A 14,760-nucleotide genomic window follows, 5' to 3' on the forward strand; every position below is an offset into this window, starting at 1 on the left:
CGAGGCTGGCCTGATCAGGAAGCGCGCCGGTATTCGACGAGCTGCGCGCTGGCGATGCTGGCGTGGGCCTCGATGGCCGCGCCAGTCTCCAGGCGCGCGATCAGCCAGCCGCCGCAGGCCTGCGCCAGTTCCTGGATCGGCATGGCGATTGCGGTCAGCTCGCCCCGCCACCACGAGAAGGAAGGCTCGTCGCCGAAGCCGACCAACGCAGGCTCGCGCCCTTCGGAAAGCGGGCGGCCGGCAATGGCCTGCAGCACCGCTCCCGTCAGCTGAACGGCGCCGGTGATGATCGCGCTCGGCGGGTCGGCCGCCGCCAGCAGGGCAGCGGCGGCCTCGGCGCCGAAGCGCGGATCGGCGGGCGGCCCGAGATGCTCGATCGCTCCCGCCAGATCGAGCCCGGCCTCCGTGAAGGCGCGGCGGAAGCCCGCGAGCCGGTCGGCCCCAGTCGAGTAGTCGCCGCTTCCGCCGATATAGGCGATGCGGCGATGGCCGCGGGCGATGAGATGGGCGGTGCCGGCGCGCAGGCACTCCATATCGTCGATGCCGAACCAGGCCGGAGAGAGCTCGCGGACGCGGCGCAGCAATTGGACATGCGGGATGCGCGCCAGCATCGCGCATGTCTCGGCTTGCGGGGCGGGGGTAGGAACGATGACGATGCCGGCTGCGCGCGCGCTCGCCAGCTGCCGGACATGGCGGGCTTCCGCCTCGGCGCTGTCGGCTATCGAGACGACGAGCTGATAACCGGCGGCGTCGCAGCAGGTCGAGAGCGCATCCGCAATGGTCGCATAGAAGCTGTTGCGGATGTCCGGCAGCATCAGCCCGATCATCCGGCTCGATCCGCCGCGCATCATCTGCGCCGGCAGGTTCTCGACATAGCCGAGCCGCTCGGCGGCTTCGCGGACCGCGAGCCTTGTCCGTGGGCTGATGCGCGGATCGTCGGCGAGCGCCCGCCCAACCGTCGACACGGCGACGCCGAGGCTCTCCGCCACCTGCCGCGCCGTCACCATGCCTGGCCCGCGCGCTGCCATCCGCTCAGGCCGCGGTCTCGGGTGCGATCTGGTGCAGCAAGGGCTCGCCGGCCGCCAGGCGCCGGCAATTCTCCAGCGCCACGGCGAGGCTGCGTTCGAATGTCTGTGGCGTCAGCCAGGCAATGTGCGGCGTCGCGATCAGCGTCGGGCAGGCGGCGAGGGGGCCGGGCTCCGTCATCGGCTCGCGCTCGAACACGTCGAGCCCGGCCCCGGCGAGATGGCCGCTCAGCAAAGCCTCGGCGAGAGCGTTCTGGTCGATCAGCTCGCCGCGTGCAGTGTTGATCAGGATCGCGCCCGGTTTCAGCTGGGCGATGCGCGCGCGATCGAACATCTGCCGGGTCTCGGCAGTCAGCGGCACGTGCAGCGAGACGATGTCGCTGGTCGCCAGCAATTCGTCGAGCGGCAAGGCCATAGCGGCCGCGTCCGGCCTCGGGCTCCGGTTCCAGAAACGGACCTCGGCACCGAGCGCCTGCAAGGCCGGCGTCAGGCGCTGCGGCACGCCGCCATAGCCGACGAAGCCGACCCGGCTGCCGCCGATCTCGCCGAGGCCGATCGCATCCTCGACGCCGATCTGCCAGCCGCGTCCGGCGCGGGTCGCCGCATCGAAGGCCGCGACCCGGCGCAAGGTCGCGAGCATCAGCGCCAGCGTGTGCTCGGCGACCGCGGCCGTGTTGGTTCCCGGCATGTTGGCGACTGCGATGCCGGCCTTCGCCGCGGCGGCGCGGTCGATCGTGTTGACGCCGACGCCGATCTTCTGGATCAGCTGCAGTCTTGGCGCCATCGCGATCATCGCCGCCGTCACCGGCGTCAGCACGTGCAGCAGGACCTCGCAATCGGCGATCTCGCGGGCGAAGCCGGCCTCGTCGCGCTGGTCGACGATCGCGATCCGCGGCGAGGCAATTGCTTCCAGGCGCGCCCGCAGATCCGTGCCCGGTGAGAAATGGAACAGCGCCTTCATCCGCTCAGCTCCGTTGAGGAGCGAAGGGCAGGGCCTCCCAGCCGGCGAAGCTGGCTTCGCTGCCGAGTTCTTCCTCGATGCGCAGCATCTCGTTCCACTTCGCCATGCGCTCGGAGCGGGTGAAGGAGCCGACCTTGAACTGGCCGGCATCCCAGCCGACCGACAAATGCGCGATGGTGACGTCCTCAGTCTCGCCGGAGCGGGCCGAGACGATGGTGCCGAAGCCGGCGGCCTTGCCGGCGTCGAGCGCGGCGCGGGTGCCGGTCACGGTGCCGGACTGGTTCGGCTTGATCAGCACGGCGTTCAGCGCCTTGCTGGCCGCCGCAGCCTCGACACGGGCGGCATTGGTGACGAGGAAGTCGTCGCCGATGATCTGGCAGCGCTCGCCGTAAAGGGCGGTGAAGGCCTTGAACCCCTCGGCATCATCCTCGGCCAGCGGGTCCTCGATCGAGATGATCGGGTAGCTCTCGAGCCAGCGCCCGAGCAGAGCGATCATCCCGGCGGAATCAAGTTCGCGCTGTTCCAGTGCCAGCTTGTAGGCGCCGCTCCGGCCGAATTCCGAGGCGGCGATGTCGAGCGAGATCGCAACCTCGCGGCCCGGCTTGAAACCGGCGTCCTCGATCGCTCGCATCAGGGTGTCGAGGGCCTCCTCGTTCGAGGCGAAGGCCGGCCAGAACCCTCCCTCGTCGGCGACCCCCTGGAGCTTGCCGGCCTGTTTCATCAGCGCGCCGGCGGCGCGGTAGACCTCGGCCGTCCAGTCCAGCGCCTGCGCGAAGGAGCTCGCCGCCGGGCACATCACCATGAAATCCTGGACGTCGACGCGCCGCGCCGCATGGGCACCACCGCCAAAAATCTGGATCTCCGGCACCGGGATGCGCACCGGCCGGCCCGCCGAGAGATAACGCCAGAGCGGCTGGCCGCTCGCATTTGCCGCGGCGTGCAGCACGGCCATCGAGGTCGCGACCACGGCATTGCCGCCGAGCCGGCCGAGATTGTCCGAGCCGTCGAGCGCGATCAGCGCGGCGTCGATGCCGGGCTGGTCGCCGGCGTCGCGCCCGGCGAGAGCCGCTGCGATCTCGCCATTGACCGCGGCGACCGCGCCGGTGACGTCGAGCCCGCCGAAGGCGGTTCCGCCATCGCGGCGGTCGAGCGCTTCGCCGGTCCCGGTCGAAGCACCGGCCGGGGCGATGGCGCGCCCGCGCAGGCCGCTCTTCAGCAGGACCTCGGCCTCGACGGTCGGCCGTCCCCTGGAATCCCAGACCCGGCGTCCGCGGACGGCAGCGATCGTCGTATCCATCATCGGGAAATCTCCTCGGCCCAGAGCTGGCGAATGGTTGAAAGGCGCGGCACCGGACTCGCGATCAGCGGACGGGCGACACGCCGGATACGGTTCTTGTCGGCGTCCGCGGTGACATATTCGGCCGGCGACTTGCCGTCGACGCGGGCCAGGAACAGGGCGGGCAGCAGCCGCGCGACGCGCGCCTCGATCACCTCACGCAGCTCCCAGTCGACCCCGGCGAGATAATTCTCGGCCAGCGCATCGAAGCAGGCAAGGAAACCGGTGCCGGCGGCAGGCGTCCATAGGCATTTCAGCAGGAGATGATTGAGGCAGAAGGCGAGGTCGAAAGCCGGCTCACCATACCAGGCGCATTCGGCATCGAGGATGACGGGACCCCTTGGGCCGACCAGTATGTTCTTCGGGCTGACGTCGCCATGGACCAGCGCCAGCTTCGCTGCGAGCGTCTCCTTGGCGAGGGTCATGAGCGGGACGGCGAGGTCGGCATGGACGCGCGCCGTGGCCTCCAGATAGGGCTCGATGCGGATCGAGTGGAAGGTGTCGTCATTGGCGAAGCGCCGGGCGATCTCCGCCGAGCCCCGGGTGCGGGCATGGATCGCGGCGACGACCTGCCCGAGCTTCCCGGCGAAGCCGGGATCCGCGCGCCCGGCTCGCAGTTCCTGCTTCCAGACGGGATGGTCGGCAGGGTCGAGATAGCTCATCGCGAAGATGCCGGCCTTTGCGTCGTCGGCGAGGATCGCGGGCACGGCCTCAGGAACGATCCGGCCGGCCTCCCTCAGCCAGTCGACCTCGCTGGCATTGCGCGAGACCGGCGCGAGCCAGGTCTGGGCGACGCGCAATTGCGCCAGCGCCTTCTTGACGACGAAGACCCGCCCGCCGCTCTCGACCTTCCAGATGTCGGAGGCGACGCCGCCGGTCAGCGGCGTCAGTCGCGCCTGTGCGAGGTCTTCGACCAGCCCCGCGCTGCGCAGGAAGTCGGCGACGATCTCTGCTGCAATCTGCGCCAAGTTGTCCCTCGTCCTCACGGTGTCGGGCTATGCTAACGATAGCGCAACGGTCGGCGCAAGGACCCGATTCAAGGCGCTCCTGTCAAGTTGCTGCCGCGCACAGACCCCATGCTGAGCGGCGCCTTCGGTCCGGAAGCGCTTTGCCGAAGCGCCGGCTGTCGCCGGCCAAGGTTTGCGGAATGGCGCCGGCGGCGTCAGATTGCCGCTTCGGCAGGCGCTGCCCGGCGATTCGGGAAGCTCTGGCGATGGGCCGCCGACGGCAAGGCGAAGAGGCTCGCCGCCGTCCTTGCGGTGTCCCGAAGGAGCTGGGCGGCGGATATCCGCGGGCCAGCTGGAAACCACGACTGTGCGAGAGGTGATGATGATGCGCGCTTTCCGTTTTACCGCCGTGGCGGCCCTCGCGGCTCTGGCTGCGGGCTGCGTCTCGCAGTCGAGGCAGGTCGCTCCGCAGGTCTCCCCGCAAGCCAAGCGCATCGTCAGCGACGGTGCCGGCGGCTATGTCCTGCCCGACGGCACGCGCGTTCAGGTCGATCCCGCCGGCGGCTTCACCTTGCCCAACGGTGCCTATGTCCGCCGCGACGCCTCGGGCGCCCTGAACCTGCCGAACGGTTCGCGCTGCGTTCCTGACAGCCGCAGCAGCTTCGCCTGCCCCTGAGGGCAGGGGCCGCTCTCCCGAGACTTCATCGCTTCGGCTTTCGCCGGGCGATCCAAGGCGCGACGCGAAGTCGCGCCCTGAGCGTGTAAGGCGATAAAACCGGCATTATTGATGTATATTTGCGCGATCGGCCGGCTCTGCTCCGCTCGCCTTGTCTATACCGGCCTTCCCCGCGGGAAATTCGCGCCGGGGAGGCTGGACAGTGTCGCCGGCCGGTCACATAATCACATTAGAAAAGATACAGTTTGAGGCCCAGTTAGCGAGGCGTATGGCCTGCGATCGGGGAGCTATGGCGATGTCCGAGAATGTCAGTGCTGGAACTGGTGAGACACGGACCCGCCGCGATGAAATCCTGGCATTCATCATCCTTGCCGTCGTGATCTGGCCGCTCATCGCCGTCGGCATCGTCGGCGGCTACGGCTTCCTCGTCTGGATGTCGCAACTGGTCCTCGGACCGCCCGGGCCTCCGGCGTGAGGTACCGGTCATGGCCATCGAAATTCCGGATCTCGGCAGACGCGGCTTCCTGACAGGCCGCCTCGCGCCGTCGCCGGGCGCGGTCCGCCCGCCCTGGACCAGCGCCGGGAGCCTTGCCTCCGCCTGTACCGGTTGCGGCGCCTGCATCGACGCCTGCCCGCAGGCAATCGTCCGGATGGGGCCGGGGCGCTGGCCCCAGATCGATTTCAGCCGCAATGAATGCACTTTCTGCGGCAAATGCGCGGAAGCCTGCCCCGAGCCGGTGTTCGACCGGGCCTTGCCGGCCTTCCCGCATGTCGTTGCGATCGGCGAGGCCTGCTTCGCCGCGCGCGGCGTGGTCTGCCAGAGCTGCGGCGATGCCTGTCCCGAGGGCGCGATCCGCTTCCGCCCCCGGCTCGGCGGGCCGGCGCTGCCTTCGCTCGACGCCGATCGCTGCAACAGCTGCGGCGCCTGCATCGCGACCTGCCCCGCCGGCGCGATCGCCGTCGGCTCATCGGCTGCGGAGGCCGCCCATGTCTGACCCTGTCCCCCGCACCGTGCACATCTCGAGCGCCGTGGTCTCGGCCTTCCCGGAGCGCTGCGACGAGGTCGTGCGCCAGATCAATGCAGTGCCGCTTACCGAGGTCCATCGTGTCGAAGGCGGCAAGATCGTCATCGTGATGGAAGGCGCGAGCACCGGCGAGATCGGCGCGCGCCTGGCCGAGATCGGGCTCATGGACGGCGTTCTGTCCGCCAACATGGTCTTCGAACAGATAGCAGAACTCGACGATATCGGAGTGAACTCATGACCCTGTCCCGTCGCGAGATGCTGAAGGCACAGGCGGCCGGCGTCGCCGCTCTCGCTGCCAATATGAGCGTTCCGGCCGAGGCGCAGCCGGTCACCGGCGGCGTCGACAGCCTGCAGATCAAATGGTCGAAGGCGCCCTGCCGCTTCTGCGGCACCGGCTGCGGCGTTATGGTCGGCGTCAAGGAAGGCAAGGTTATCGCCACCCACGGCGACATGAAGGCCGACGTCAACCGCGGCCTCAACTGCATCAAGGGCTATTTCCTCTCGAAGATCATGTATGGCAGCGACCGGCTGACCCAGCCGCTGCTGCGCAAGAAGAACGGCGTCTACGCCAAGGACGGCGAGTTCACGCCGGTGTCCTGGGAAGAGGCGTTCGACACCATGGCCGCCAAGGCCAAGGCGACGCTGAAGGCCAAGGGGCCGACCGCGCTCGGCATGTTCGGCTCCGGCCAGTGGACGATCTTCGAGGGCTATGCCGCGACCAAGCTGATGCGGGCCGGTTTCCGCTCCAACAATCTCGATCCCAACGCCCGCCACTGCATGGCCTCGGCCGCCTATGCCTTCATGCGCACCTTCGGCATGGACGAGCCGATGGGCTGCTACGACGATTTCGAGCACGCCGACGCCTTCGTGCTCTGGGGCTCGAACATGGCGGAGATGCACCCGATCCTCTGGACGAGGGTGACCGACCGCCGGCTCGGCCAGCCGCATGTCAAGGTCGCGGTGCTCTCGACCTTCACCCATCGCAGCTCCGACCTTGCCGACATCCCGATCGTGTTCAAGCCGGGCACGGACCTGGCGATCCTGAACTACATCGCCAACCACATCATCTCGACCGGCCGGGTGAACAAGGAGTTCGTCGAGAAGCACACCACCTTCGTCAAGGGCGCGACCGAGATCGGCTATGGCCTGCGGCCGGACGATCCGCGCGAGGTCAAGGCCAGGAAGGCGGCCGACCCGGCCGCGACCACGCCGAGCGACTTCCAGGCCTATGCCGACTTCGTCAAGGACTACACGCTGGAGAAGGTCTCGGCGCTGACCGGCGTCGAGCCCGGCTTCCTGCAGCAGCTCGCCGAGCTCTATGCCGATCCCAAGCGCAAGGTCGTCTCGCTCTGGACCATGGGCTTCAACCAGCATGTGCGCGGCGTCTGGGCCAACCAGCTCGTCTACAACCTGCATTTGCTGACCGGTAAGATCTCCGAGCCGGGCAACAGCCCGTTCTCGCTGACCGGCCAGCCTTCGGCCTGCGGCACGGCCCGCGAGGTCGGCACCTTCGCCCATCGCCTGCCGGCGGACATGACGGTGACCAATCCCGAGCATCGCAAGCACACCGAGGAGATCTGGCGTGTTCCGCCCGGCATCATCCCGGAGAAGCCAGGCTACCACGCCGTCGAGCAGGACCGCATGCTCAAGGACGGCAAGCTGAATTTCTACTGGATCCAGGTCAACAACAACCTCCAGGCGGCACCCAACAGCTCCGGCGAGACCTATCCGGGCTATCGCAATCCCGAGAACTTCATCGTCGTCTCCGACGCCTACCCGACCGTGACCGCGATGGCGGCCGACCTGATCCTGCCGGCGGCGATGTGGGTCGAAAAGGAGGGCGCCTACGGCAATGCCGAGCGGCGCACCCATGTCTGGCACCAGCTCGTCAACGCGCCGGGCCAGGCGCGCTCCGATCTCTGGCAGCTGATGGAGTTCTCCAAGCGCTTTACCACCGACGAGGTCTGGCCGCCGGAGATCCTCGACGCCAATCCGAACTATCGCGGCAAGACCCTGTTCGACGTGCTGTTCCGCAACGGCAATGTCGACAAGTTCGCGCTGTCCGAGACCAGCCCCGAATACGAGAACCAGGAATCCAAGGATTTCGGCTTCTACGTCCACAAGGGCCTGTTCGAGGAATACGCCACCTTCGGCCGCGGCCATGGCCATGATCTTGGCCCCTACGAGCTCTATCACGAGGTCCGCGGCCTGCGCTGGCCGGTGGTCGACGGCAAGGAGACGCTCTGGCGCTATCGCGAGGGGCTCGATCCTTATGTGAAGCCGGGCAAGGGCGTCGAGTTCTACGGCAACAAGGACGGCAAGGCCCGCATCATCGCGGTGCCCTACGAGCCGCCGGCGGAATCGCCGGATGGCGAGTATGACCTCTGGCTGGTCACCGGGCGCGTACTCGAGCACTGGCATTCCGGCTCGATGACGATGCGCGTGCCCGAGCTCTACAAGGCGTTCCCCGGGGCGCGCTGCTTCATGCATCCGGAAGACGCCCGCAAGCGCGGGCTCAACCAGGGTGCCGAGATCAGGCTGATCTCGCGGCGCGGCGAGATGCGCACCCGCGTCGAGACGCGCGGGCGCAACCGCATGCCGCCCGGCGTCGTCTTCGTGCCCTGGTTCGACGCCAGCCAGCTGATCAACAAGACGACGCTGGACGCCACCGATCCCATCTCCAAGCAGACGGATTTCAAGAAATGCGCGGTCAAGATCGTTCCGGTCACCGCCTGATGCGCGCGCGGACCGTCCTCGGGGCCGCGCTGGCGGCCTGCATCGTCCTCGTCTTCGGGGCCGCCTTCTCGCAGGAGGGCGCGCCGGTGAAGATCGTCCCGCGGCTGACCGGCACGGCTCAGCCCATGGAGCTCGACCGGGTCCCGGCGCTCGGCCGGCCCGTCGTCGACGACGTCAGGCGCATGCGCAATTATCCGGAGCAGCCGCCGGTGATCCCGCATTCGATCGACGGCTACCAGCTGACGCTGAACACCAATCGCTGCATGGACTGCCACAAGCGCGAGTTCACCGAGGGCTCCGGTGCCCCGATGATCAGCGTGACGCATTTCCAGGATCGCGATGGCCAGGTGCTCTCGGACGTGACGCCGCGGCGCTATTTCTGCACCGCCTGCCATGTCCAGCAGACCGACGTGCCGCCTTTGGTCCAGAATACCTTCCAGGACGCCAAAGACATTGGCCGCAAGCGATAACGGGGCGGCATGATGGCAAAGCTCAAGGCTTTATTCCAATGGGGCTGGAATTGGGTTCTCTGGTTCTGGCGCATCATCAGCCGGCCCAGCGCCTATCTCAGCCTCGGCTTCCTGACGGTCGGTGGCTTCATCTGCGGCGTGCTGTTCTGGGGCGGCTTCAACACCGCGCTCGAAGTCACCAACACCGAGAAGTTCTGCATTTCCTGTCACGAGATGCGCGACAACGTCTATCAGGAGCTGACCCAGACGGTGCACTTCTCCAACCGGTCGGGCGTGCGCGCCAGCTGCCCGGACTGCCATGTCCCGCATAACTGGACCGACAAGATCGCCCGCAAGATGCAGGCCTCGAAGGAGGTCTGGGGCAAGATCTTCGGCACGATCTCGACGCGCGAGAAGTTCCTGGGCATGCGCCTCGAGCTCGCCAAGCACGAATGGTCGCGCCTCAAGGCCAACGACTCGCTGGAATGCCGCAACTGCCACTCCTCGGTGGCGATGGACTTCACCAAGCAGACACGCCGGGCGGCGGACATCCACAGCCGCTTCCTGACCACGGGCGAGAAGACCTGCATCGATTGCCACAAGGGCATCGCGCATCTGCTGCCCGACATGACCGGGGTAGAACCCGGCTGGAAGGACAAGCCGGAGCTTCAGGGCAAGACCACGAGCTCACACCATGGACCCGAGCGGGAGATGCGGGCCTATCTCGCCGACCTGCCTTCAAAGTAAGTGCTGCGTGCTTTCGGCCCGCAGGCCTGAAAGCGAAGACGGCCCCGGTGTATGCCGGGGCCGTCTTCCTTTGTTTCGGCGCTGAGCCAGCGATCAGTTCTTCGGCGCCTGCTGGGCCTTCTTGCGCTCCAGCGCCTCCGCCTCGCGCTTGGCCTCGGCCTCGTAGCTGCGCTTGTTGAACGGCGTGCCGGACTTCTCCGCGACTTCCCGCACCACGCCCCATTTCTCCTTGTAGGTGATCGGGACGTAGCGGTCCTCGCCGTTGAATTCCTTCTTCTCCTCGTCGGTGAACTTGTAGCTGAAGAAGCACTCGCGGATCTTCGCGGCGAGCTCCGGCTTCAGGTCATGGGCGTGGACATAGCCGTTCGTCGGGAAGACCTCGCTGGTGTAGAGCACGCGGAAATCCTCGCGCTTGATCGTGCCGCGCTGGACCATCCGCTCGAAGACGTCGTCCGCGATCGCCGCCATGTCGTAGTCGCCATGGTTGACGCCGAGGATCGACTTGTCGTGCCCGCCCGACATCAGCGGCTTGTAGTCATTGTCCGGGGTCAGGCCGAGCGGCGGGAAGAGGACGCGCGGCGCGAGATTGCCGGAGTTCGAGGAGGGCGAGGTATGCGCGACCTTCTTGCCCTTGAGATCGGCCATCGACTTGTAGGGGCTGTTCGCCTTGACCAGCGCGATCAGCTTGTAGCCGCGCGGTCCGGCTTCCGAGCCGCCGGCGGCGAAGGGCACCGCACCGGCCATGTTGACGGCGAAAGCGGTCGGCCCGGTCGAGAAGCCCGCGACATGCAGGCGGCCCGAACGCATCGCCTCGATCTGCGAGGTGTTCGACTGGACCGAGAAATACACCACCTTGCGGCCGATGCAGGTGTTGAGGTGCGTCACGAACGGCTTGAGCAAATTGGCATAGATCGCGGGATCCTCGACCGGCGTGTAGGCGAAGACCAGGGTCGAGGGATCTTTCTGCTTGGCGGGGTCGGTCGGCGTGTCGGCGACGAGATCGTTGTTGGCGTCGCAATACTGGTCGTCGAGCTGCCCGCGATTGGGGCAGGTGTCCTGCGCACTCGCACCGAATGCCGAGAAAACGACGGCGGCGATCGAGCCGATGATGGTGGCTTTCGCCGAGTTCGCGATCTTCATTCATTCCTCCCGAAACGCTTCAGCACTGCTTTGCGCCCCGCCGCTATCGCGGTTCTCATGGTTTGCCGGCGCATCTATCCAGATGTTGTGGACAAATATCTTTCGGTCAACACTTTTGTACGGCATTGAGATGGGCTTCGCGCTGCAGCTACGCACATGCTCTGGCGTGCCGGGCACCCTTTGGACCGCTGTTGTGCCGAAAAGCGATACGCCCCGTGCGGTGATGACAAGGACCGGGTGCGCGAAATTCAGTCCGAGAGTTGCGAACGCGCATGACCAATCGGCGACGGGGAGCCGGTGCCACTCCTGAAGCGGGCCTCGCCATGGCCATGTGATCGGGCCCGCGGCGCGGTTCACCGCATGCGCCGTCCGATCGCGGGGTCAGCGGCACCCGTGAAGCTGTGAGCGTCCGGCGGTCGCAACCTGCGCTCGCTCAAGCGCAGGTCGTCTTACGTTCCTATTCGACCTTGGCCTTCGCCGCTTTCAGCAAAGGCGTCCAGCGCTCATATTCCGCCTTCACATGCGCCGCATAATCCTGCGGCCCAAGCGGCGTCGGGACGGCGGATTGCTGGGTGAGCTTGGCGCGCACCGCCGGGTCGGCCAAAGTTGCGAGGGCGGCCTGGTGGATCTTCTCGATCAAGACCGGCGGGGTTCTGGCCGGAGCGGCGAGGCCGAGCCAGTTCGCCATCGCGTAGCCGGGAACGGATTCCGAGATCGTCGGGATGTGGGGTGCGAGCGGCGAGCGCTCGGCCGTGGCGACGCCGAGAATGCGCAACTGACCGCCTTCGTCGAGCGGCATCAGCACCGGGCCGGTCCCGATCGTCGCATCGATCCGACCGGCCAGGAAGTCTCCCATCATCGGCCCGCCGCCGCGATAGGGCACATGCACGACATTGATGCCCGTCAGCGATTGCAGCAGCAGCAGGGCGACATGGCTGGGCGAGCCGATGCCGGAGGATGAGAAGGTGATCGCGCCCGGCCTGGCGCGGGCGTCGTCGATCAGCTCCTTGACGGTCTTCCAAGGCCGGTCGGCCGGCACGGCGAGCACGTCGAGAATCGAACAGAGCAGCGCGATCGGCGCAAAGTCCTTGCGGGGATCGAAGGGTAGCTTGTCGTAGACTGTCGGATTGATCGTCTCCGGCCCCGGCGTCGCCAGCATCAGCGTGTAGCCGTCGGGCTCCGCCTGGGCGACGCTGGCGGCGGCGAGGTTTCCGCCGGCGCCGGCCCGGTTCTCGACATAGACCGTCTGGCCGAGGCGCTCACCCAGCCCCGGGCTGATCAGGCGTCCCACGATATCGGACGCGCCACCGGCAGCGAAGCCGACGACGAGGCGGATCGGCTTGCTCGGCCAGGCCTGGGCCTGTGCTCGGCTCGTTCCGCTCCAGCCGATTCCGGCGAGGCCTGCGGCACCTGTCAGGAAGGTTCTGCGGCGCATCGGAAAGCTCCCTCTCATGCTGCGGGCCGCAGCTCGCGCCGGGCGAGCGTCACCCAATAGGCCGAGCCGATGGTCAGAAGCGCGTCGTTGAAGTCGTAATGCGGCGTGTGGACGTGATGGAGCGCGCCGTCGGCGGCAAAACCATTGCCGATCAGCATGAAGGCGCCGGGCCGCTCGCGCAGCATGAAGGCGAAATCCTCGGCAGCCGTGATCTGCGGGAAGTCGCGGTCGACGGCATCCTCGCCGAACGCGGCCGCGGCGGCGTCTGCGGCGCGGATCGTCTCGTCCCGGCTGTTGACCAAGGGCGGATAATGCGAGTCGATCGTGACCTCGGCCATGCAATTGTGGCCGCTGGCGGCGGAAGCCGCGAGCTCGCTCAGGCGCCGGAGCACGGTCTCGCGCACCTCGGGGCGGTAGGTTCTGATGGTTCCGGCGAGCAGGACCTGCGCAGGGATGTTGTTGGGCGCATCCGCTGTCCCCGCGCCGATATGCCCGACGCTGATCACGGCCGTCTCGTGGCCGGGAATGTTGCGCCCGATCACGCTCTGGAGCGTCAGGACGAACTGGGCTTGCGCCATGGTTGGATCGGTCGCGCGATGGGGGCGCCCGCCATGGCCGCCTGTGCCGCTGAAGACGACCCGCCAGCTGTCCATTGCCGCGAGCATGGGGCCGCTGCGGATACCGAACCGTCCGATTTCGAGCCCCGGCTCGTTGTGCAGGCCATAGACGGCGTCGCAGGGAAAGCGCCGGAACAGGCCCTCCTCGACCATCACCTTGCCGCCGCCGCCGCCTTCCTCCGCCGGCTGGAAGATGAAGTGGATGGTGCCGGCGAAATCAGGGTTCAGCGCGAGATGGCGCGCTGCGCCGAGCAGCATCGCCGTGTGGCCGTCGTGGCCGCAGGCATGCATCAGCCCGTCATGGACGGAGGCGTAGGGCAGGCCCGTCGCCTCCCGGATCGGCAGCGCATCCATGTCGGCGCGCAGGCCGATCGCGGCAGTGTCCGGCCGGCGCCCGCGCAAGGTGCCGACTACGCCGGTGCCGGCGAGCCCTTCGCTGACCGCGATTCCCCAGCCGCGCAGCTTTTCCGCGACCAGGGCGGCGGTCCTGAACTCCTTGAAGGCGAGCTCGGGATGCCGGTGCAGATCGCGTCGGATCGCGATCATTTCGGCCTCCTGGCCGCGCAGCGTTTCGATCAGGGCTTGGGTCACGGTGATCAGTCTCCTGAGCGGAGGATCACATCGCCGATTGCGACGATAAAATACATTAAGCTAGCTCGAACATTCAGAAAATGTATGTTCTGGCGATGAAGAACTTCACGCTCAAGCAGCTGCGCTACATCGTGACGGTCGCGGCCGGAGGCTCGATCGCCGAAGCGGCGGAAGCGCACGCGATTTCGGCCTCCTCGATCCGCGAGGCCATCGCTTTCGCCGAAGCCAAGCTCGCCGCCCCCCTGTTTCGCCGGACGCCCGCGCGCGGCGTCGCGCTGACGGCGGAGGGCCAACACTTCGCGGCGCTCGCCGAGCAGTTTCTCGCAGCCCACGATGCCTTCGAGCACGCGGCCTTGCGCATTCCGCATGAATGGCAGACGGAGATGCGGATCGGCGTCGTTGCCACCGCCGCGGCGGCGATCATCCCGCCCCTGTTGCTCCATCTCGCTTCCCGAGCGCCGCAGGCGCGCTTCCGTCTCGAGGAAATGAGCTCGGAAGAGGTCGCGACGCGGGTGAGGTCCGGCGAGCTGCTCGCCGGCCTCGCCTTCAACGACGCCATGACGGTGGACCTCGCCTTCGTTCCGATCATGCGTGCGCCGATCCATGCCGGCCTGCATCGCGGCCATGGGCTGGCGGGCGCCGCCTCGGTAACCTTGGCCGCGTTGCAGGAGGAGCCATACATACTGCTCGATTTCCCGGGTGCCCGCGCCTATTACGCCGGCCTGTTCGAGCAGCATGGCCTGAAGCCGGCGCTGCGCTATGTCGTGAATTCGCGTGAGCTCGCGGCCGAACTCGTCGCTGCAGGCCTCGGCTATTCGCTCTTCAACATGCCGCCATCACCGCGGATGCGTGCGTCCGAGACGATAGCCCGTGTTCCGCTCGACACGAGCTACTGGTGCCCGAGTTTCGGCTTGTTCTATGCGCGGCAATACCGGGCGATGCCGATGATCAGGGAGTTGGTCGGCGCGATACGCCAGCTGCGCAGCGAGATCGCGGCGCGACCCGGCCATTGATCCGGGTCGATCACCGGATCGTTTCCCATGGCGCTGGCCGCGCCGATGTTCCGCTGGTGCGC

15 protein-coding genes are annotated in these 14,760 nt (G+C 67.4%); 8 read left to right on the top strand and 7 right to left on the bottom strand.

Annotation, left to right across the window (positions count from 1 at the left end; all coding sequences use genetic code 11):
* Nucleotides 1-14 precede the first annotated feature (14 nt).
* From RKE40_RS18415 to RKE40_RS18430, 4 genes are read right to left on the bottom strand one after another with little or no spacing between them, the layout of a single operon-like run.
* Nucleotides 15-1,028, bottom strand: coding sequence for a LacI family DNA-binding transcriptional regulator (locus RKE40_RS18415; RefSeq protein WP_316019682.1), 1,014 nt, complete (start codon nucleotides 1,026-1,028; stop codon nucleotides 15-17).
* Between the two features lie 4 nt (nucleotides 1,029-1,032).
* Nucleotides 1,033-1,986: an NAD(P)-dependent oxidoreductase gene (locus tag RKE40_RS18420; protein ID WP_316019683.1), complete on the bottom strand. Its 954-nt coding sequence runs from the start codon at nucleotides 1,984-1,986 to the stop codon at nucleotides 1,033-1,035.
* A 4-nt stretch (nucleotides 1,987-1,990) separates the two neighbouring features.
* A complete protein-coding gene (gene eno / locus RKE40_RS18425; RefSeq protein WP_316019684.1) occupies nucleotides 1,991-3,286 on the bottom strand; it encodes a phosphopyruvate hydratase in 1,296 nt (431 codons plus the stop codon).
* Entirely contained in the window at nucleotides 3,283-4,290 is a 1,008-nt protein-coding gene (locus RKE40_RS18430) for a phosphotransferase (protein ID WP_316019685.1), read from the bottom strand. The genes eno and RKE40_RS18430 overlap by 4 nt, the downstream gene beginning before the upstream one ends.
* 364 nt (nucleotides 4,291-4,654) lie before the next feature.
* Between RKE40_RS18430 and RKE40_RS18435 the strand changes: the two genes are divergently transcribed.
* The 7 genes from RKE40_RS18435 to RKE40_RS18465 all read left to right on the top strand — a co-directional run bounded on the left by RKE40_RS18435 (nucleotide 4,655) and on the right by RKE40_RS18465 (nucleotide 9,902).
* A complete protein-coding gene (locus tag RKE40_RS18435; RefSeq protein WP_316019686.1) occupies nucleotides 4,655-4,945 on the top strand; it encodes a hypothetical protein in 291 nt (96 codons plus the stop codon).
* A gap of 295 nt (nucleotides 4,946-5,240) precedes the next feature.
* Entirely contained in the window at nucleotides 5,241-5,420 is a 180-nt protein-coding gene (gene napE, locus RKE40_RS18440; protein WP_316019687.1) for a periplasmic nitrate reductase, NapE protein, read from the top strand.
* Nucleotides 5,421-5,430: 10 nt separating this feature from the next.
* Nucleotides 5,431-5,940 carry a ferredoxin-type protein NapF gene (gene napF, locus RKE40_RS18445; RefSeq protein WP_316019688.1) on the top strand — a complete coding sequence of 170 codons (510 nt, stop codon included), beginning with the start codon at nucleotides 5,431-5,433 and terminating at the stop codon, nucleotides 5,938-5,940.
* Nucleotides 5,933-6,208, top strand: a complete 276-nt coding sequence (locus RKE40_RS18450) for a chaperone NapD (protein WP_316019689.1) — start codon at nucleotides 5,933-5,935, stop codon at nucleotides 6,206-6,208. The genes napF and RKE40_RS18450 overlap by 8 nt, the downstream gene beginning before the upstream one ends.
* Nucleotides 6,205-8,706 carry a periplasmic nitrate reductase subunit alpha gene (gene napA / locus RKE40_RS18455; RefSeq protein WP_316019690.1) on the top strand — a complete coding sequence of 834 codons (2,502 nt, stop codon included), beginning with the start codon at nucleotides 6,205-6,207 and terminating at the stop codon, nucleotides 8,704-8,706. Before RKE40_RS18450 ends, napA begins: the two co-directional genes overlap by 4 nt.
* Nucleotides 8,673-9,176: a nitrate reductase cytochrome c-type subunit gene (locus RKE40_RS18460; protein WP_316019691.1), complete on the top strand. Its 504-nt coding sequence runs from the start codon at nucleotides 8,673-8,675 to the stop codon at nucleotides 9,174-9,176. The genes napA and RKE40_RS18460 overlap by 34 nt, the downstream gene beginning before the upstream one ends.
* 12 nt (nucleotides 9,177-9,188) lie before the next feature.
* Nucleotides 9,189-9,902 carry a cytochrome c3 family protein gene (locus tag RKE40_RS18465; protein ID WP_316019692.1) on the top strand — a complete coding sequence of 238 codons (714 nt, stop codon included), beginning with the start codon at nucleotides 9,189-9,191 and terminating at the stop codon, nucleotides 9,900-9,902.
* A gap of 93 nt (nucleotides 9,903-9,995) precedes the next feature.
* Here the strand turns inward: RKE40_RS18465 and phnD are convergent, their stop codons facing one another.
* The 3 genes from phnD to RKE40_RS18480 form a co-directional block, all read right to left on the bottom strand.
* Nucleotides 9,996-11,042, bottom strand: a complete 1,047-nt coding sequence (gene phnD / locus RKE40_RS18470; RefSeq protein ID WP_316019693.1) for a phosphate/phosphite/phosphonate ABC transporter substrate-binding protein — start codon at nucleotides 11,040-11,042, stop codon at nucleotides 9,996-9,998.
* Nucleotides 11,043-11,499: 457 nt separating this feature from the next.
* A complete protein-coding gene (locus tag RKE40_RS18475) occupies nucleotides 11,500-12,477 on the bottom strand; it encodes a Bug family tripartite tricarboxylate transporter substrate binding protein (protein WP_316019694.1) in 978 nt (325 codons plus the stop codon).
* Between the two features lie 14 nt (nucleotides 12,478-12,491).
* Complete coding sequence (locus RKE40_RS18480; protein ID WP_316019728.1) at nucleotides 12,492-13,640, bottom strand: M20 aminoacylase family protein; 1,149 nt, start codon at nucleotides 13,638-13,640, stop codon at nucleotides 12,492-12,494.
* A 125-nt stretch (nucleotides 13,641-13,765) separates the two neighbouring features.
* On the opposite strand from RKE40_RS18480, the gene RKE40_RS18485 reads away from it, so the two are divergent.
* Nucleotides 13,766-14,698 (top strand): LysR substrate-binding domain-containing protein, encoded by a 933-nt coding sequence (locus RKE40_RS18485; RefSeq protein ID WP_316019695.1) that lies wholly within the window; start codon nucleotides 13,766-13,768, stop codon nucleotides 14,696-14,698.
* Nucleotides 14,699-14,760: the final 62 nt, after the last annotated feature.

This window comes from Allobosea rubneri (assembly GCF_032464875.1).
GTDB classification, from domain to species: Bacteria; Pseudomonadota; Alphaproteobacteria; order Rhizobiales; family Beijerinckiaceae; genus Allobosea; species Allobosea rubneri.